At 67.1% G+C, this 19,174-nt stretch carries 14 protein-coding genes, 2 tRNA genes and 4 pseudogenes; 16 read left to right on the plus strand and 4 right to left on the minus strand.

Annotation, left to right across the window (positions count from 1 at the left end; translation table 11 throughout):
• Positions 1–177 precede the first annotated feature (177 nt).
• From AB4Z48_RS34710 to AB4Z48_RS34770, 13 genes are all read left to right on the plus strand, one after another.
• Positions 178–1,092: an RNA polymerase sigma-70 factor gene (locus AB4Z48_RS34710; RefSeq protein WP_441622485.1), complete on the plus strand. Its 915-nt coding sequence runs from the start codon at positions 178–180 to the stop codon at positions 1,090–1,092.
• A 36-nt stretch (positions 1,093–1,128) separates the two neighbouring features.
• Positions 1,129–1,587 (plus strand): carboxymuconolactone decarboxylase family protein, encoded by a 459-nt coding sequence (locus tag AB4Z48_RS34715; protein WP_441622487.1) that lies wholly within the window; start codon positions 1,129–1,131, stop codon positions 1,585–1,587.
• Between the two features lie 511 nt (positions 1,588–2,098).
• On the plus strand, positions 2,099–2,650 hold the full coding sequence (locus tag AB4Z48_RS34720) for a hybrid sensor histidine kinase/response regulator (RefSeq protein ID WP_441622489.1): 552 nt from the start codon (positions 2,099–2,101) through the stop codon (positions 2,648–2,650).
• Between the two features lie 17 nt (positions 2,651–2,667).
• Entirely contained in the window at positions 2,668–3,825 is a 1,158-nt protein-coding gene (locus AB4Z48_RS34725) for a patatin-like phospholipase family protein (RefSeq protein WP_441622491.1), read from the plus strand.
• 220 nt (positions 3,826–4,045) lie between these two features.
• Positions 4,046–5,305, plus strand: coding sequence for an ROK family protein (locus AB4Z48_RS34730; RefSeq protein WP_441622493.1), 1,260 nt, complete (start codon positions 4,046–4,048; stop codon positions 5,303–5,305).
• Positions 5,292–6,971 carry a sugar ABC transporter ATP-binding protein gene (locus tag AB4Z48_RS34735; RefSeq protein WP_441622495.1) on the plus strand — a complete coding sequence of 560 codons (1,680 nt, stop codon included), beginning with the start codon at positions 5,292–5,294 and terminating at the stop codon, positions 6,969–6,971. Before AB4Z48_RS34730 ends, AB4Z48_RS34735 begins: the two co-directional genes overlap by 14 nt.
• A 134-nt stretch (positions 6,972–7,105) precedes the next feature.
• Positions 7,106–8,143, plus strand: a complete 1,038-nt coding sequence (locus AB4Z48_RS34740) for an ABC transporter permease subunit (RefSeq protein ID WP_441622497.1) — start codon at positions 7,106–7,108, stop codon at positions 8,141–8,143.
• 35 nt (positions 8,144–8,178) lie between these two features.
• On the plus strand, positions 8,179–9,177 hold the full coding sequence (locus AB4Z48_RS34745; protein ID WP_441622499.1) for an ABC transporter substrate-binding protein: 999 nt from the start codon (positions 8,179–8,181) through the stop codon (positions 9,175–9,177).
• A gap of 92 nt (positions 9,178–9,269) precedes the next feature.
• Positions 9,270–10,760, plus strand: coding sequence for a glucose-6-phosphate dehydrogenase (gene zwf / locus AB4Z48_RS34750; protein ID WP_441622512.1), 1,491 nt, complete (start codon positions 9,270–9,272; stop codon positions 10,758–10,760).
• A gap of 65 nt (positions 10,761–10,825) precedes the next feature.
• On the plus strand, positions 10,826–12,457 hold the full coding sequence (gene pgi / locus AB4Z48_RS34755; protein ID WP_441622501.1) for a glucose-6-phosphate isomerase: 1,632 nt from the start codon (positions 10,826–10,828) through the stop codon (positions 12,455–12,457).
• 32 nt (positions 12,458–12,489) lie between these two features.
• A complete protein-coding gene (locus tag AB4Z48_RS34760) occupies positions 12,490–13,419 on the plus strand; it encodes a carbohydrate kinase family protein (protein ID WP_441622503.1) in 930 nt (309 codons plus the stop codon).
• A gap of 134 nt (positions 13,420–13,553) precedes the next feature.
• Positions 13,554–13,629: transfer RNA gene (locus AB4Z48_RS34765), tRNA-Asn, on the plus strand.
• A gap of 5 nt (positions 13,630–13,634) precedes the next feature.
• Positions 13,635–13,710: transfer RNA gene (locus AB4Z48_RS34770), tRNA-Gly, on the plus strand.
• Positions 13,711–13,815: 105 nt separating this feature from the next.
• Here the strand turns inward: AB4Z48_RS34770 and AB4Z48_RS34775 are convergent.
• The gene (locus AB4Z48_RS34775) at positions 13,816–14,010 is read right to left on the minus strand and encodes a tyrosine-type recombinase/integrase (RefSeq protein WP_441622514.1); all 195 of its coding nucleotides are present in this window, start codon (positions 14,008–14,010) and stop codon (positions 13,816–13,818) included.
• Between the two features lie 14 nt (positions 14,011–14,024).
• Here AB4Z48_RS34775 and AB4Z48_RS34780 point away from each other — a divergent pair.
• A pseudogene (locus AB4Z48_RS34780) lies at positions 14,025–14,234 on the plus strand (ISKra4-like element ISBte1 family transposase); the annotation flags it as partial.
• A gap of 876 nt (positions 14,235–15,110) precedes the next feature.
• On the opposite strand, the pseudogene AB4Z48_RS34785 reads toward AB4Z48_RS34780, so the two are convergent.
• Positions 15,111–15,392 (minus strand): annotated as a pseudogene (locus AB4Z48_RS34785) (isocitrate/isopropylmalate family dehydrogenase); the annotation flags it as partial.
• A gap of 101 nt (positions 15,393–15,493) precedes the next feature.
• Positions 15,494–15,914 (minus strand): annotated as a pseudogene (locus AB4Z48_RS34790) (TonB-dependent receptor plug domain-containing protein); the annotation flags it as partial.
• A gap of 274 nt (positions 15,915–16,188) precedes the next feature.
• Between AB4Z48_RS34790 and AB4Z48_RS34795 the strand changes: the two are divergent.
• Both AB4Z48_RS34795 and AB4Z48_RS34800 read left to right on the plus strand, forming a co-directional pair.
• Positions 16,189–17,373, plus strand: a complete 1,185-nt coding sequence (locus AB4Z48_RS34795) for a M20 aminoacylase family protein (RefSeq protein WP_441622505.1) — start codon at positions 16,189–16,191, stop codon at positions 17,371–17,373.
• Between the two features lie 29 nt (positions 17,374–17,402).
• A complete protein-coding gene (locus AB4Z48_RS34800; protein ID WP_441622507.1) occupies positions 17,403–18,824 on the plus strand; it encodes an aspartate ammonia-lyase in 1,422 nt (473 codons plus the stop codon).
• A 190-nt stretch (positions 18,825–19,014) separates the two neighbouring features.
• On the opposite strand, the pseudogene AB4Z48_RS34805 reads toward AB4Z48_RS34800, so the two are convergent.
• Positions 19,015–19,174 (minus strand): annotated as a pseudogene (locus AB4Z48_RS34805) (sarcosine oxidase subunit beta); the annotation flags it as partial.

A 19,174-nucleotide genomic window follows, 5' to 3' on the forward strand; every position in this document is an offset into this window, starting at 1 on the left:
CGCACCGGCCAACGCGCACGGCGCGGCATGCCCGGAGCCGCCGTCGGCGGTCTACTATCAGGTCTGGTATCGATGCGGAAGCCAGGCCGCGCCCCCGCACCGCGCTCGCTATCCGGCGCCGGCTCCGAACCGGCGCGGATGTCACAAGCCGGGGGTGCCAATCGTCTAGAGGCTGCCATGAACGACAAGACCGACACCTTTACCCGCCTTCGCCCTCGCTTGCAGGGCATCGCCTATCGCATGCTGGGCTCTGCCGCCGAGGCAGAAGAAGTCGTGCAGGACGCCTGGCTGCGCTGGCACGAAGCCGCAAGCGAGGATCTGGACAGTACGGAGGCCTGGCTGGTTTCCGTCACCACGCGCCTGGCGATCGACAGGCTGCGCACCGCCAAGGTCCAGCGCGAACACTACATTGGCACATGGCTGCCGGAGCCGCTGCTGTCCGAATCCCCGGTCACGCCAGAGCACATCCTGGAGCGCGCCGACGACGTATCCATCGCCTTTCTCGCGATACTGGAGCGCCTGGGGCCCGAAGCCCGCGCAGCGTTCTTGCTGCGGGAAGTGTTCGATGCAGACTATGGCGAAGTGGCCGAGGCGCTGGGCAAGACCGAGAGCGCATGCCGGCAGATCGTCCATCGCGCGAAGATACAGTTGCAGGACGAGCGGCCCCGCCATGTGGTCCCCCGCGAGACCCAGCTCCGCCTGTTGCGCGGGTTCGCCGACGCCGCGACACGCGGCGAGTTCACCGCGCTGAAAGCGATGCTTGCCGACGACGCGCAGCTGATCGGCGATGGCGGCGGCAAGGTGCCGAGCTTTGGCGTTCCGCTCGTCGGTGGCCAGCGTATCGCGCAGCTTTTCCTCGCCACAACGCTGCGGTATCCCGGCGCCATGCAGTTCGAAGTCGTCACGCTCAATGGCCAATGGGGCCTGCTGCGCTTCATCAACGGCGCGATCGAATCGGCCCTGGCCATCGAAACGGATGGTGAGCGCATCGTGCGCATCTATGTCCAGCGCAATCCCGACAAGCTTGCGCGCATTGCCGCCGCGCTGGGTCGGGAGCTCGCTGTCACAAACCAGCCCCCTCAGACGTCTTGAGCATGTGTATCCCAAGCACTTACTCAAGGTGAAAACATGAACCAGCCGCGACTCCCCTGGACCGATATCTCTCCCAAGGCTTATCAAGCGATGGTCGGCGTCAGTGCCGCCACGGCAAAGTCTTCGCTCGGCGCGAGCCTGATCGAACTCGTGCAGACCCGCGTCTCGCAACTCAACGGCTGCGCCTTCTGCCTCGACATGCATGCCCGCGATCTGCGCAAGCAAGGTGAGACGTGGCAGCGCATCAACAGCCTGTCGACGTGGCGCGAGACCGGCCTGTACAGCAATCGCGAGCGCGCCGCGCTCAACTGGGCCGAGACGATGACGAAGCTCGTCGAATACCACGGCAGCCGTGATGCCGATTTCGATGCGTTGAAGTGCCAGTTCAGCGATCAGGAAATCGTCGAGCTGTCCTGGACGATTGCCCAGATCAACGCCTGGAACCGCATGGCCATCGGCATGCAGCTGCCCGTGGCGGAAAAGCCTATCGAGTAAAGCCCAACGGGTAGACCCCATCGGGTAGAACCCATGGCGCAGAGCGCCGCAGCTGGCCTGGATTACCCGATCGAGGTCTGGGCCAGGAAGCGGCGCTGGCCGGCAGGGCAGTTCTCCCGCCGGCCAGCGATGAGGCCGCTGCCTCCGATGATTACCACTTTCATGTCGTGTCCTTCTTCGTCGAGAAATTCGGGGCGGCGACATCATGTAGCCATCCCTGTGGCACAGGACGTTTCATGAGGTCCGCTTGTGACAGGCCGGGCGAATAAAGTCACGGCCAGCCGGGTTGCGGTCGCCCGCGCTCGACATGCATGTTCGTCATGGCACCGCACGTGCTCCCGCAGGGGCTTTGTTACGCATGGGGCATGTGCCGCACAGGGCGAACGCGCCGGCCGGGCGAGCAGATGGCACTGGCAAGTGCGGTCTGAAGTGCTAGGCTTAACTGGCCACCCGGCACCCGGCGGCTCTGGGGCAACGCTGCAGAGCCGCCACTGCGAGTTCGCAAAGCGCCATGGACAAGCCCATCATCATCGCGGTCGACGACGATCCCGAGGTCGTGGACGCCGTTGCGCGCGACCTGCGGCTGGGCTACGGCGAGCACTACCAGGCACCGTGCCTGGTGAAGGTGGCGATCGACCGGGACAGCCTGGCGCAGATCGCGGCAGACCTGACGGCGCCGCAGTTCATCGCCTGCATGCACTGGCTGGTGGCCACGCTGGACCTGCGCGCGCTGATGGAAGAGACGCGGCGCGGCGCGCAGCGTATCTCCGAGATCATGCGCGCGATCGTCATCCGCACCCGCCGCGAGCTTGACTGCGCCGTGGTCGAAATCATCGACAACGGCCCCGGCATCGCGCCCGATGTCATGCCGCATCTGTTCGAGCCGTTCTTCACCACCAAGCCGCCGGGCCAGGGCACGGGGCTCGGCCTCGATATTTCCTACCAGACCGTGGTCAACCGGCATGGCGGGGCCATCCACGTCAAGTCGCATCCCGGCGAGACCACGTTCCAGGTCCGCCTGCCGCTCGCGCCGCAAGAGCCCGCGCGGGATCCACCCCCCTGACCGCAGGAGCCGACGCCATGGATACCAGGACCCAGCCAGCCGAAGACCAGCATCGCGCCACCGACCCGCCCGGCCGGCAGATCCCCGGGCAGGTGGTCTTCGTACTGCAGGGCGGCGGCGCGCTGGGCGCCTACCAGGCCGGTGTCTACCAGGCGCTGCACGAAGCAGGCATCGAGCCCGACTGGGCGATCGGCACGTCGATCGGCGCGATCAACGGTTCGATCATCGCCGGCAACAAGCCGGAGAACCGCCTGCCGCGGCTGCGGGAGTTCTGGGAGCGCGTGGCGCAGCGCGGGCCGCTCGGGCTGACGCGGCTGCTTTCGGGCGGGGACAACACCTTGCAGAACCTGGCCACCCTCACGCAGGGCATCCCGAACTTCTTTGCGCCCAATCCCGCCGCCTGGCTGGGGCTGCGCATGCCGCTGGGCGTGGACCAGGCTGGCTTCTACTCCACCGCGCCATTGCGCGAGACGCTCGGCGCGCTGGTCGACTTCGATTACCTGAACCAGAAGCACATGCGGCTGACCGTCGGCATGGTCAATGTCTGCAGCGGGCGGATGTGCTACTACACCAACCGCGACGCCGCCCTGAGCATGGAGCACCTGCTGGCATCCGCCGCGCTGCCGCCGGGATTTCCGGCCATCCGGATCGAGGGCGAGGCGTACTGGGACGGCGGTATCTGTTCCAACACCCCGATCGAGGCCGTGCTCGACGACTACCCGCGCCGTGACTCGGTGATCTTCGCCGTGCAACTCTGGCCGGTGCAGGGGCCGGAGCCGCAGACGATCTGGGAAGCGATGGGGCGGCAGCGGGACATCCAGTATTCGAGCCGCACCGAGACGCATCTGGCGCGCCAGAAGCAGTTGCACCGGCTGCGGCACGTGATCCGCGAACTGGCCAGCCATATTCCCGAATCCGAGCGCGGCACGCCCGTGGTCAAGGAGTTGCTGGGCTGGGGCTGCCATACCACCATGCACGTGGTGGAACTGAAGGCGCCACCCTTCGGCGGCGAAGACCTGACCAAGGATATCGACTTCAGCGAAGATGGCATCGAGGCACGCTGGAACGCCGGCCATGCCCATGGCAGGCAGGTGATCGCGGCCGCGCCCTGGCATGACGCGCTGGACCCCATCGAGGGCATCGCCGTGCATGAGACGGTGGGCGTGCCAGGGTAGGGCCGTCGCATGCGCCGTCCCGTACGGGCGCCTTTTCGATTTCGCATCGCCCCGCGCAGGCATGGTGGGCCACACGCGCGCGGCTGCCCACCGGTTTCCGCGGGTTTTCCCTTTCTTGAGTTCTGCCTCTCCATCTTATTTAATTCAACGTGAATTAATTAATAGCGCGACCCGATCGAGAAGTGATTCGCACGGCGCCTGAACAGTCTTCGGAGACAGCATGACCTCTGGCAAATCCGGCCGCGGCGTCAATTCCGCCAGCCTTCGGCTCTACAACGAGCGCGCCTTGCTGCTGGCCCTGCGCCACGCCGGCGAGGCGTCCAAGGCCGACCTGGCGCGCATGGCGCAGCTCACCAACACCGCGGTGGGCAGCATCGTGCAGTCGCTCACGGAGGAAGGCCTGATCCACGCGGCGGGGCGCCGCCAGGACGGGCAGCGCGGCCAGCCGGCCAGCCTGATCCGGTTGGAGCCCAAGGGCGCGTTCGGCATCGGCGTGCGGCTGGACCGCGCCAGCATCGAATGCGTGATGGTGGACTTCGGCGGCGAGATCCTGGCCAGCCGCGCGCACCAGATGATCCTGCCGCATCCCGAGCAGGCGCTGGCGCTGGTGCGCGACGACGTGGCCGCGCTGCGCGCGCAGCTGGCGCCGGCCGAGCGCAAGCGGCTGCTCGGCGTGGGCGTGGCCCAGCCCTACAACCTCGGCGCCTGGCTGCGCGAGCTGGACCTGCAGGACGCGGCGTCCCAGGCTACCTTTCGCGCCTGGGACGCGGTGGACTTCGCCGCCGAGCTGGCCGATGCCACGCAGCTGCCGGTGTTCGGCGAAAACGACGGCACCGCCGCCGCGGTGGCCGAGCTGTTCTACGGCGGCCACCATGCCCAGCACTTCCTCTATGCCTTCCTCGGCCCCGCCATCGGCGGCGGCGTGGTGCTCAACGGCGATTGCGTGCGCGGTGTGTCGGGCAATGCCGGCGACATCGGCATGATGCCGGTGCCGCCCAGCAAGCTGGCCTCGGCGCCGCCCGGCGGGCGCAGCCGCGACATCCTGCTGGCGCGTGCCTCGCTCAACGCGCTGACGCGCCACCTGCGGCACCATGGCGTGACGGTGGACAGCCATGCCGACCTCGAAACGCAGGTGCGCGCCGGCCATCCTGCCGTGGCCGAATGGCTGGACGACTGCATCGACGCACTGGCGCCGGCCATGCAATCCGCGCTGGCGGTGCTGGACGTGCCGCTGGTGATCCTCGACGCCGATATCGACGCCGGCCTGCTCGACGCGGTGATCGCGCGGCTGCAGCGCGCGCTCGACGACAACGCCCCCGAGGCCCGCCGTCCGGCCCGCGTGATGCGCGGCTGCTTCGGCGCCAACGCCGGCGCGGTGGGTGCGGCCTCGCTGCCGATGTTCATGAAATTCTCGCCGCGCGCGGAGCTGCTCAAGGGCGCGTCCGCCATCATTCCGGAGGCCAACCATGCCATCGTCTGACCAAGCCGCCACCAACGCCACTTTCGCCACTATCGCCACTATCGCCACCGACAACCCGGCGCCGCTGCTGGCGCTGCGCAATATCTCCAAGACCTTCCCCGGCGTGCGCGCGCTGCGCAACGTGGAGCTGACCGCCTACGCCGGCGAGGTGCATGCGCTGATGGGCGAGAACGGCGCCGGCAAGTCCACGCTGATGAAGATCCTCTCGGGCGCCTATATCGCCGACCCCGGCGGCGAATGCCGCATCGACGGCCAGCCGGTGCAGATCGACGGCCCGCAGGCGGCGCGCGCGCTGGGCGTGGCGGTGATCTACCAGGAGCTGAGCCTGGCGCCCAACCTGAGCGTGGCGGAGAACATCTACCTGGGCCGCGCACTGCAGAAGCACGGACTGGTGGCGCGCGGCGACATGGCGCGCGCGTGCGAACCCACGCTGGTGCGCCTCGGCGCGGACTTCCCGGCCACCGCCTGCGTGGCGGGCCTGTCGATCGCGCAGCGGCAGCTGGTGGAGATCGCCCGCGCGGTGCATTTCGATGCGCGCATCCTGGTGATGGACGAGCCCACCACGCCGCTGTCCACCCACGAGACCGACCGGCTGTTCGCGCTGATCCGGCAGCTGCGCGGCGAGGGCATGGCCATCCTCTACATCAGCCACCGCATGGCTGAGATCGACGAGCTGGCCGACCGCGTCACGGTGCTGCGCGACGGCGGTTTCGTCGGCACGCTGGAGCGCGCCGCGCTGACCCGGGCGGCGCTGGTCAAGATGATGGTGGGCCGCGATCTGTCGGGCTTCTACACCAAGACCCATGCCAAGCCGGGCCAGCATGGCGAGGTGATGCTGTCGGTGCGCGACATGGCCGACGGCCGGCGCGTCAAGGGCTGCAGCTTCGAGGTGCATGCCGGCGAAGTACTGGGGCTGGCCGGGCTGGTCGGTGCCGGGCGCACCGAGCTGGCGCGGCTGGTGTTCGGCGCCGATGCGCGCGTGCGCGGCGAGGTGCGCGTGGCCGGACCGGCCGGGCTGGTGCCGCTGCCGACGGGCGGCCCGCGCGCCGCCATCGACGCCGGCATCGCCTACCTGACCGAAGACCGCAAGCTGCAGGGCCTGTTCCTGGACCAGAGCGTGCACGAGAACATCAACCTGATGGTGGCCACGCGCGACGCGCTCGGCCTGGGCCGGCTGAACCGGCCTGCCGCGCGCCGCCGCACCAGCGCCGCCATCGACATGCTGGGCATCCGCGTGGCGCACGCGCAGGTCAACGTGGGCGCGCTGTCGGGCGGCAACCAGCAGAAGGTGATGCTGTCGCGGCTGCTGGAGATGATGCCGCGCGTGCTGATCCTCGACGAGCCCACGCGCGGCGTGGACATCGGGGCCAAGTCGGAGATCTACCGCCTGATCAACGCGCTGGCCGAGAGCGGCGTGGCCATCCTGCTGATCTCCAGCGAGCTGCCCGAAGTGGTCGGCCTGTGCGACCGGGTGCTGGTGATGCGCGAGGGCGCGCTGGCCGGCGAAGTGCTGCCCGGTGCCAGCGCGGCCGAGACGCAGGAACGCATCATCAGCCTGGCCACCGGGGCCGCGCAGGAGGCGGAACAAGCGATGTTCCCGCGCGACGGCGGCCCGGGCGGCACGGGCGGCACGTTCGCCCAGGCCGGCGGCCATCCATTGCATTGAGCGCGGCACGCCAGCCGCCCCCGATCCGCATGGTCCGGCACAGTCCGGCACGGTTCGGCACAGAGATACGCAGCGACACACAGTGACAACGACGCCGGCCCGCGCTTACGCGGCGGCCGGCGCAGGAGACAGCCATGCATGAATCGATCCGCCATCCCGCCCGCTCGGCCAACGCCGCGCCGGTCCTGGCCACCACGCAAGCCGGCCAGCGCGCCGCGCACGGTCGCGCCACCACGCAGGAGCGCCTGCGCGCGCTCGGCATGCTGCCCGTGCTGGTGCTGCTGTGCCTGGGCTTCTCGCTGCTGGCGGACAACTTCGCCAGCCTGCAGAACCTGTCCATCGTGGCCCAGCAGGCGTCCATCAACATGGTGCTGGCCGCGGGCATGACCTTCGTGATCCTGACCGGCGGCATCGACCTGTCGGTGGGCTCCATCCTTTCCATCTCGGCGGTGGTGGCCATGCTGGTATCGCTGGTGCCGCAGCTCGGCGCGCTGGGCGTGCCGGCGGCGCTGGCCTGCGGGTTGCTGTTCGGTCTCGTCAACGGCGTGCTGGTGGCCTTCATGAAGCTGCCGCCGTTCATCGTCACGCTGGGCACGCTGACGGCGGTGCGCGGCCTGGCCCGGCTGGTGGGCCAGGACGGCACGATCTACAACCCTGACATCGGCTTTGCCTTTATCGGCAACGGCGAGGTGCTGGGCGTGCCCTGGCTGGTGGTGATCGCAGCCGCCGTGGTGGCGGTGTCGTGGTTCGTGCTGCGCCGGACCGTGCTCGGCCTGCAGATCTACGCGGTGGGCGGCAATGCCGAGGCGGCGCGGCTGTCGGGCATCAAGGTGTGGGTGGTGCTGCTGTTCGTGTATGCCGTATCGGGTCTGCTGTCCGGCCTGGGCGGCGTGATGTCGGCCTCGCGGCTGTACGCGGCCAACGGGCTGCAGCTGGGCCAGTCCTACGAGCTGGATGCGATTGCCGCGGTGATCCTGGGCGGCACCAGCTTCGTCGGCGGCACGGGCTCCATCGCCGGCACGCTGATTGGCGCGCTGATCATCGCGGTGCTGTCCAACGGGCTGGTGCTGCTGGGCGTGTCTGACATCTGGCAATACATCATCAAGGGCCTGGTGATCATCGGCGCGGTGGCGCTGGACCGCTACCGCCGCAAGGATTCGGCGCGCACGTGAGCGGCATGCGCAACCACGGCGACAGGAGACTCGACATGTCCAGATCATCTTTCACGGCGCTGGCGCTGACCGCCCTGGCGTCCCTGGCGGCACTGTGCCAGCCCGGCGACGCCGGCGCGCAGGACGCATCGGCGGCTACCGCCACCGTCGTCGCACCCGGGCCCGCACGACAACTGAAGAAAGTGGGCGTCACGCTAGGCTCGCTCGGCAACCCGTACTTCGTCGCGCTCGGGCGCGGCGCCGAGGCCGCCGCCAGGCAGGTGAACCCCGCCGCCAAGGTCACCGTGCTGTCGGCCGACTACGACCTCAACAAGCAGTTCTCGCATATCGACAGCTTCATCGTCTCCAAGGTGGACCTGATCCTGATCAACGCGGCCGACGCCCGCGCCATCGAGCCAGCGGTGAAGAAGGCGCGCCGTGCCGGGATCGTGGTGGTGGCGGTGGACGTGGCTGCCGCCGGCGCCGACGCCACCGTGCAGACCGACAACATCCAGGCCGGCGCGCTGGCCTGCGGCTTCCTGGCCGACAGGCTCAACGGGCAAGGCAACCTGATCATCCAGAACGGTCCGGCGGTGTCGGCGGTGCTGGACCGCGTCAAGGGCTGCAAGACGGTGCTTGGCAAGCATCCCGGCATCCACATCCTGTCCGATGACCAGGATGCCAAGGGCTCGCGCGAGGGCGGCCTCAACGTGATGCAGCTATACCTGACGCGCTTTCCCAAGGTGGACGCGGTGTTCACCATCAACGACCCGCAGGCCGTGGGCGCCGACCTGGCCGCGCGCCAGCTGAACCGGCGCGGCATCGCGATCGCCTCGGTGGACGGCGCGCCGGACATCGAGGCCGCGCTGAAGGCCGACACCTTGGTGCAGGCCTCGGCCAGCCAGGACCCGTGGGCCATCGCGCGGACCGCGGTGGAGATCGGCGTGGGGCTGATGAATGGCCATGCGCCCGCCAGCGCCACCGTGCTGCTGGCGCCCGCGCTGGTCACGCGGGCCAACGTCAACGACTATAAAGGATGGGCGGCCCCGCGCTGAACGGCGCCGGCGCCATATCCGACCGAACCGACATCGACGCATATCAACCCATATCAACCCATATCAACCCATATCAACCAACTGGTGACATGATGCCAAGCAAAGCCGTAGCCCCGGTGCCCGAGTTTGATTTTGTCCTCTTCGGCGGCACCGGCGATCTCGCCACGCGCAAGCTGCTGCCGGCGCTGTTCGATGCCCACCGCGTGGGATCGCTGCACCCGCGCGGGCGCATCCTTGCGCTGGGCAGCCAGCCGCTCGGCCTGGATGCCTACCTGGCGATGCTGGAAGCCAAGGTGCGTCCCGGCTTGCCCGCCGCCGCGGCGGCTGAAGCGTGGCAGCCTTTCGTGGAGCGCATCGTCTATCTGCAGGTGGACGCCAATGCCCCGGAGGGCTTCGATGCGCTGGCCGAGGTGGTGCGCAGCCGGGCCGCGCCGGTGGTGGTGTTCTACCTGGCGACCGGGCCGCACCTGTTCGTGCCGATCTGCGACCAGCTGGCGCGCACCGGGTTGAACCACGCTGGCGTGCGCATCGTGCTGGAGAAGCCGCTGGGCCACGACCTGGCCTCGTCCGACGCCATCAATACCGCGGTGTCGCGGCATTTCGCCGAGGACCAGATCTATCGCATCGACCATTACCTGGGCAAGGAGTCGGTGCAGAACCTGATGGCGATGCGCTTTGCCAATGCGCTGTTCGAGCCGCTGTGGCGGCGCGAATGGGTGCGCGACGTGCAGATCACCATTGCCGAGGAGATCGGCGTGGACAAGCGCGGTGCCTTCTATGACGGCATCGGTGCGCTGCGCGACATGGTGCAGAACCACCTGCTGCAACTGCTGTGCATGGTGGCCATGGAGCCGCCTTCGAGCCTGTCGGAAGATGCCATCCGCGACGAGAAGCTGAAGATCCTCAAGGCGCTCAAGCCCATCGCGCTCGACGAGGTGGCAGAGAAAGTGGTGCGCGGCCAGTATTGCCGCGGCGCCGCCAGCGGCGACGCGGTGACCGGCTACGTCAACGAGTCCGCCATCCCGTCCGACAGCCAGACCGAGACCTTCGTCGCCATCAAGGCCGAGATCGCCAACTGGCGCTGGGCCGGCGTGCCGTTCTACCTGCGCACGGGCAAGCGCATGCAGGAGCGCCTGGCGGAGATCGTCGTGCAGTTCCGCGACGTGCCCTATTCGCTGTTCCCGCGTTCGCTCGACCATGAGCCAGGCAACCGCCTGGTCATCACCCTGCAGCCCGAGGAGAGCATCCGCCTGGACTTCATGGTCAAGGCGCCGGGCGACACGCAGGCGCTGCAACCCGCCACGCTGGACCTGCAGCGCATGCTGCCGCGCTGGCAGGGCAACCGCAACGATCGCAAGATGGGCGCCTACGAGCGCCTGCTGCTCGACGTGATCCGCGGTCGCCTGGGGCTGTTCGTGCGGCGCGACGAGCAGGCCCAGGCCTGGCGCTGGGTCGCGCCCATCCAGCAGGCCTGGCACCTGAACAATACGTCGCCCAAGCTGTACACCGCCGGCACCTGGGGCCCGGCCTCGTCCAGCGCGCTGCTGTCGCGCGATGGCGCAGTGTGGCACGAGGAACTGTGAGTCGTGCGCGGCGTGCCTTGCATGGCCCGCCGCGGTTTTTCCCCAAGCATCGAGGAGCATTGAAGATGTCCCAATCCCTGCCCAGCTGGCACCGCCTGCAGATCCACGCGCAGACCATCCGCCAGGCGCGCCTGCGCGACTGGTTCGAAGGCCGCGCGGGCGAGGCGCGCGGCGCCAGCTTCGTGGTGGAAGCTGCCGGCCTGACGCTGGACTACGCCAAGAACCGCGTCGACGACACCACCCTGAACCTGCTGTTCGCGCTGGCCAGCGAGGCCGGGGTGGCAGAGCGGCGCGACGCCATGTTCCGCGGTGAGCCGGTCAACGTCACCGAACGTCGCGCCGCGCTGCACGTGGCGCTGCGCGCGCGACCCGAAGACGACTTCCAGGCCCAGGGTGTGCCGGTGGCCGGCGAGGTGGCGGCGGTACTCGCGCAGATGGAACGCTTCACCGAGGCCGTGCGCGGTGGCGAGTGGCGCGGCTGGGATGGCCGCGTGATCACCGACGTGGTCAATATCGGCATCGGCGGCTCGGACCTGGGCCCGCGCATGGTGTGCCGCGCGCTGGCCCATCTCGATGACGCCGGCCCGCGCATGCACTTCGTCGCCAACGTGGACGGCAGCGACCTGGCGCGCGTGCTGGCGCGGCTGGACGTGGCCGGCACGCTGGTGGTGGTCTGCTCGAAGACCTTCACCACGCTGGAAACCATGGTCAACGCCAACACCGCGCGCGACTGGTTCCTGCGCCAGGGCGTGCCGCGGGACAAGCTGGCGCGGCATTTCGTGGCCGTTTCCACCAATCGCGATGCGGTGGCGGCGTTCGGCATCGACCCCGTCAATATGTTCCCGTTCTGGGACTGGGTGGGCGGGCGCTTCTCGCTGTGGTCGGCGGTGGGCCTGTCGATCGCGCTGGCGGTGGGCTTTGCGCGCTTTCGCCAGTTGCTGGACGGTGCGCGCGCCATGGACCGGCACTTCGCCGATACCGAGCCGCGCGCCAATATGCCGCTGATCCTGGGCCTGCTCGACGTCTGGTACCGCAGCTTCCTCGGCACCGCCAGCCGCTGCGTGGCGCCGTATTGCGAGCCGCTGGAGCTGCTGCCGGCCTTCCTGCAGCAGCTGGAAATGGAGAGTAACGGCAAGTCGGTGCAGCTGGACGGCAGCGTGGCAGAGCGCGGCACCGCGCCCGTGGTGTGGGGCACCACCGGCACCAACGGCCAGCACGCCTATTTCCAGATGGTGCACCAGGGCTCGCACTGGATGCCGGTGGACTTCATCGCCACGCTGGAGCCGGTGTTTCCCGTTCCCGGCCATCACAGCAAGCTGCTGGCCAACTGCTTCGCCCAGGGCGAGGCGCTGCTGCGCGGGCGCACCGCCGACGAGGTGCGGGCGCTGGGCGTGCAGGACGAGGCGCTGGTGCCGCACCTGGTGTTCGAGGGCAACCGTCCCAGCAACACGCTGCTGCTGCAACGGCTGGACCCCTGGCATCTCGGCGCGCTGATCGCGTTGTCGGAGCATCGCACCTTCGTCCAGGGCGTGCTGTGGAACATCAACTCCTTCGACCAATGGGGCGTGGAGCTGGGCAAGCAACTGGCCGCGCCCATCGCCAGCGAACTCGAAGGCGGCCCGGCCCGGGCGCACGACGCCTCCACCGCCGGCCTGATCCGCCGCGCGCTGGCCGCTTCGTCCGACTGGCAGGGCTGAGGCACCGCCTCACACGACACAGCGAGAGCAATATGACGACAACTCCATCGCCCACCTATGTGGTGTTCGGCGAAGCCCTCACCGACATGGTCCACCAGGGTGGCCAGGACTGGCTCGGCCTGCCGGGCGGCTCGTGCTGGAACGTGGCGCGCGTGGGCGCGCGGCTGGGTGTGCCGACCGCCTTCGCGGGCGCGGTCAGCGTCGATACGCTGGGCGACCAGCTGGCCCGGGCCAGCGCCGAAGCCGGGCTCGATGCGCGCTATCTGCAGCGCGTGGCGCGCTCGCCGCTGCTGGCCTTTGTGGGCGCCCAGCATCCGCCCCAGTATTTCTTCGTCGGCGACGACAGCGCCGACCTTTACTTCGATCCCGCCAGGTTGCCGCCGGGCTGGCGACAGGCCGCGCGCACCGTGCACTTCGGCTCGCTGAGCCTGGCGCGCCAGCCGCTGGCCGCCCGCCTGTGCGAAGAGGCGACGCTGGCCGCGGCGGCGGGCAAGCGCATCGCCTTCGATCCCAATTTCCGCGCGCCGATGCGCGAGCCCGGCTATCAGGCCGTGTTCGCCCACCTGGCGGGTCTGGCCGACCACATCAAGGTGTCGGACGAGGATCTGCGCGGACTCTATCCCGCGCTGGACGAAGCCGCCGCGCTGGCCGCGCTGCGCGCGCTGGCGCCGCAAGCCAGCGTGCTGCTGACCCGCGGCGCCCAGGGCATGACGCTGCTGCACGCCGACGGTGCCTGCGAGCAGCCGGCCTTCGCGGTAGCGGTGGTGGATACCGTGGGCTGTGGCGACGCAGCCATGGGCGGATGGATGGCGGGGCTGCTGCTCGATCCCGAGGCCACGCCACAGCGCCAGGCTTGCTGGGCGGCGGCCACCGCGGCCATCGCGGCGACCCGGGCCGGGGCCTACGCGCCCACGCAGGACGAGGTGCGGGCGCTACTGGGCGAGCCTGCGTTGTCCGCCTGAGAACGGCATGCGCTACGCGTTCGTCCCGCGGTGCCCCGGAAGGGACGACGTCGGGGGCAAAGATTTGTTGGCCAACATTTTCCAATACTGGTGTACAATCCGGCCTCCGCACGATTCACAATTGCGGTGTTTGTTCCCCGATAGCTCAGTTGGTAGAGCGCCGGACTGTTAATCCGTAGGTCCCTGGTTCGAGCCCAGGTCGGGGAGCCAAACAAGCGGGAGTCGCTCAGTTGGTAGAGCGCAACCTTGCCAAGATCGAGGTCGCGAGTCCGAGCCTCGTTTCCCGCTCCAAAATGGCAAGATTTACCCGCCAGGGTATCGTGAGAGCGCCCGCATCAGGTCGCCTCCCAATCGAGAGGGTGCCCGAACCTCCCGTAGCTGCCAACATTCCATCCGCTAAAGATACGAAACCAAATCCCGCATCTCGTCGATATCGGGGTGGACATACTTCATCGTCGTATTGAGACTCGTATGTCCAAGCGGAAGCTGAACAAGCTTCGGGTTCTTCGTCACTCGCATCAATTTCGCTCCGGTCGTGTGGCGGACGCGATGGCAGGATGCACCTATCCCATGTGTATTAGCAGCTGAAATAACAGGCTCAGCCTGGTGATCGCGGTGAGTACGCTCTCGATTGGTTCCACATCGCCATGCGGGTACAGAACCTCGAACAGATGATCAAGGGCAGGCCGGCACGCTGCGACGACGGTCCTAGCAACGCAGCCTTGATCAAGGCGCTGCATGGCGCCAAGTGGCACCTGTGGCACGGCTGCCCGCATCCGGCATTGCGCCGACTGGAAAGCCTGGGCTGGGATCTCTGTTGCGTTGACCGGTTGAATCCGCAACCCTCTTCTGCCGTTCGGCCCCGCGCAGCCCCAACGGCAGCTTCCAAGTTGAAACGGACATTTTTGCGGTCATGTCGACCGGCCGGTTCTCAGGCGCAGCGAGCCGGTCAAGGAGGCGCTCGATACCTGCCTCTCATGCAAGGGCTGCCGCAGCGATTGCCCCACCCATGTGGACATGGCCGCCTACAAGGCTGAGTTACTTTCGCACTACTACGAAGACAAGCGCCGCCCGCGCCAGGCCTGGTTTATGGGCCGTATCGGGGAGTGGGCGCCCTTTGCCGCGCGCGTGCCACGCCTGGCCAACTTTCTTACCCAGACACCGGTGCTGCGCGCCATCGCCAAGCGCATTGCAGGCGTGGCCGATAGCCGTGAACTGCCCCAGTTCGCCACCACGCCCTTCCGGGCGCAACTTGCAGCGTACCGGGGCAGGACTGCGGCTCACGTCGCGGTGGCCGATGCCCCCGCGCAGAAGCCCGTGATCCTGTGGGTCGACACATTCTGCGAGAACTTCCATCCGGAAATCGCCATGGCCGCGACCAAGGTCTTGCAGCACGCGGGCTTCCACGCCGTGTTGCCGGAACGCAAGCTGTGCTGCGGCCGTCCGCTTTATGACTTTGGCCTGCTGGATATGGCCAAAGCCAAGCTTGCCGATATCCTGGATTCCCTCGCGCCCTACTTCGATTCAGACGAAAGCGAGGCCGCCATCGTGGGGCTTGAACCCGGCTGCATGTCAGTATTCAAGGACGAACTCCTGCGGCACTTCCCGGACGATCCCCGCGCTAGGCGGCTGGCGTCGCGGACCTGGATGCTGGCGGACTTCCTGGCCGACCAGGGTTACCAGCCGCCGCGCTACGAGATCGACGTCCTGATCCACGCGCACTGCCACCAGAAATCGCTGTTCGGCACGCAGGGCGAGCAGACATTGCTCAAGCGCATGGGCGCCAACTGGACGCTGCTCGATAGCGGTTGTTGCGGCATGGCCGGCTCTACGAGTATGGCATCGTGCGCCTTCCGCCCTGCATCGCCATCCGTGTCGAGGAAATCGAGCATCATGGTGCCTGACCAGATTATCCCGATGGGGTTCGCCAGATTCTTCCCATCGATGTCGGGCGCAGAGCCATGCACCGGCTCGGTAGTTGTCGAACCGGACGCCCGCCAGCAGCTTCCATCGCTCTCCAAGCGAAACCTCATCCTGAAGATGGGCGCCAACATTACGCTGGTTTTCATGCGTCGTTCAGGCGATATGCCACCTTGTCGTTGATCGGGCCGGTGGTGTCGACCGTGGCGCGTGCGAAGCCAAGCGTCCCGGCACTGAGTTCCGCCGTCGTGGCGCGGGTGAACCTCGGTTTCTTCGTGACGATATTGATGGTGCCGCCAGGTTCGCTGCTGCCGTACAGCGCCGCAGCGGGACCCTTCAGGAATTCGAAGCGCTCAACCGTTGAGGCGTCGCGCATCGGATTGTATCCGCGTGATCCGGGAAAACCGTTCATCAGGTATCCCATATCCGTGCTGCTGAAGCCGCGGATGGCGTAGGTGTCCCAGGTTCCGCCAAAGTCATTGAGGCGGGCAATGCCGCTCACATAGTCGACGGTGTCGGCAAGCCGTCGCGCCCAGATCGTCAATCAGTTCCGAGGTGAGCACGCGCACTGACTCGACCGCTGGATCCATTTGAGGCGGCCCAACAATCTGCTCGTACGCTGCGGCAAAACGCAATTCACTGCGGTGCGGCGCGCTGCGATCGGCACCATCGTCGGTGCGACTGCTCTTAAGCTTGTGCCACGCAGCATGACTGCCCGGCTGTGCTGTGTCTTCTTGGCATCCAACCTTTCAGGAGCGTTCTCATGGCCCTTCGGGATTTCAAGGTCCCTACTCTGGACTACCACTTTCACACGGTGGCGCAGCTCGTTGACGCTTCGGAGGTAGGCCTGTGACCTGGGGCATGATCGCCGAACCGGTGGCCGACCTGCTGCCGGACCTGGTCGCGCTGCGCCGCGACCTGCATGCCAATCCTGAGCTGGCCTACGAGGAGCATCGCACGGCAGGTATCGTGGCGCAGTCGTTGCGTTTGCTGGGCCTTACGGTGCACGAGGGCATTGGCGGCACCGGCGTGGTGGGCACGCTGCGCGGCGGCCAGGGCGAGCGGACCGTGGGCCTGCGCGCAGATATGGACGCGCTGCCCATGGTGGAGCTTGGCCGCGCGCCTCATGCCAGCCGCACGCCTGGCAAGCACCACGGCTGCGGACACGATGGCCATACCAGCATGCTCGTCGGCGCCGCTCGGCAGCTTGCGCGCACCGGCGTCGACGGTACGGTGCACTTCATCTTCCAGCCGGCCGAAGAAGGCCAGGGCGGCGCGCGCCGGATGATCGAAGACGGCCTGTTCGAGCGCTTTCCCTGCGACAGCGTCTATGCGCTGCACAACTGGCCCGACCTGCCGCTGGGTCACGCCCAGACGCGCCCCGGCGCCATCATGGCGGCCGCCGACCGGTTCGACATCGTGCTGCGCGGGCGCGGCGGTCATGCCGCGCAACCGCACCACACCCCCGACGCCATCCTTGCCGCCAGCCAGCTCGTGTCGCAATTGCACACCATCGTGGCGCGCCGCATCGACCCCGGCGAATCGGCCGTGCTGTCGGTCACGCGCATCGAGGGCGGGCACAGCCACAACGTGCTGCCGGCCGAAGTGCAGATCACCGGCACGGTGCGCAGCTTCGATGCCGCGTCGCAGGACCGCATCGAGACCGCGCTGCGTGCCATGGCCGATGGCGTGGCGCGGGCGAGCGGCACGCAGGTTGAGGTCAACTACGTGCGTTACTACCCGGCCACCGTGAATACGCCGGCCGAGGCCGCGCTGGCCCTGGACGCGGCACGAGCCATCGGCTTGCAGGCACAGATCGCTCCGCGTGCCGCCTTCACCTCGGAAGACTTTGCCTTCATGCTGCAGCAAAAGCCCGGCGCCTATCTCTGGCTCGGCCAGGGCCGTGCCGAACCGGGGCCAGACGGCGAGCGTCCGCTGCACCACCCTTGCTACGACTTCAACGACGATGCGCTGCCGTTGGGCATGCGCTGGTTCTGCGAAGTCGCCCTGCGTGCGCTGGCGACCGCGCCGTAATTTCAACCGCTCAGCACTTCAGCCACACCATGACCACACTTCAATCCACTCGCCAGGAGAAAGACTTCCTGGGCGTCCGAAGCCTCGATAACACCTTGTACTACGGCGTGCAAACGCTGCGAGCAAAGGAGAATTTTCATCTCTCCGGCCGCCGCATTGGCGAGTACGCGGAATTGGTCAAAGCGCTGGCCCTTGTCAAACATGCGGCCGCCAATGCCAATTACCGGATCGGCCTGCTGGATGCGGCCAAGCATGCCGCCATTGCAAAGGCATGCGCGGAAGTCATTGACGGTGCGTTACATGACGAGTTTGTTGTTGACATGATCCAGGGCGGCGCGGGAACCTCGTCTAACATGAATGTCAATGAAGTGCTTGCCAACCGTGCACTGGAACACCTGGGACAAGAAAAGGGCGATTACAGGCACCTCCATCCCAATAACGACATCAATATGTCGCAATCGACTAATGATGCGTATCCAAGCGCCATCCGTGTGGGCCTGCTGCTTGCCCATCTCCCGCTATTGGAGAGCCTCAGCCACCTCGCTGCGACCCTGGCGAGCAAGGCGGAGCAGTTCGACGCCATCCTGAAGATGGGCCGCACCCAACTCCAGGATGCGGTTCCGATGACGCTTGGACAGGAGTTCCGTGCCATGGCTGACACCGTATCCGCGGACCTCGAGCAGCTTCGCGCGCTCATCCCGGCAGCGCTATGCGCCGTTAATCTAGGTGGTACGGCGATCGGCACTGGCATCAACGCCGACCCGAGCTACCAGGCGATCGCCATCGAGGAATTGTCGGAGCTCTCCGGGTTCCAGATTTGTTCCGCATCCAACCTCATTGCGGCGACATCGGATATGGGCGATTTCGTATTGCTTTCAGGTCTGATCAAGAGGACCGCCCTGCGGCTCTCGAAAATCAGCAATGACTTGCGTTTGCTGTCGAGCGGTCCCCGGGCTGGCCTTGCGGAAATCAACCTTCCGCCGCGCCAGCCTGGCAGCTCGATCATGCCCGGCAAAGTCAATCCGGTCATTCCGGAGGCGATGAACCAGGTGGCGTATGAAATTGCAGGCAATGATGCCGCGCTTACCCTGGCGGCCGAGGCTGGTCAGTTGCAGCTCAATGCCATGGAGCCCCTCATTGCATATAAGCTCTTTGACTCCATCCGGCTACTCGATCGGGCGGTGCGTATGCTGGACCGCGAATGCATCGAGGGCATTACCGCGAATCCGGATCAGTGTTCCGCGCTGGTCCAGCGGTCAATTGGCATTGTGACAGCACTCAATCCATACATTGGATATGAGAATGCCACGCGGATCGCAAGGCTAGCTCAGGAAACAGGTCGCACCGTCGTGGAGCTCGTGCAATCAGAGAAGCTCATTAGCAATGAGCTTCTGGCCGAGATCCTCCGCCCGGAGAACATGGTGGCGCCTCGGGCGGTAGCCAAGGCCTGATAGCAAAGAGGCGGAGTAGAGACGGCTGACAAAGCTGCAACTGCGAGTGTTTGCACCCCTCTCCCAATGGGTCCCAATGGGAGAGGGGCAGGGGTGAGGGCGGGCGTATCCTCGAAGTGGTACGCCGAGATGCTTGCCATGCGCCTGCCCTCACCCCCGGCCTTTCTCCCGCAAGCAGGAGAGAGGAGCATCAATGCGTTTCCAGCAGCACCTGCGCACGCGCAAAGCGCCCGATGGCATAAGGCTCCAGCGGAATCGAGGTACGGCCCGTGGCGATCAGCTCCGCCATGGTTTCGCCCACGCCGGGGCTGATCGCAAAGCCCTCGCCATTGAAGCCGAAGGCGTAGTAC

The sequence above is a fragment of the Cupriavidus sp. 2TAF22 genome, from assembly GCF_052115045.1.
GTDB lineage: Bacteria > Pseudomonadota > Gammaproteobacteria > Burkholderiales > Burkholderiaceae > Cupriavidus.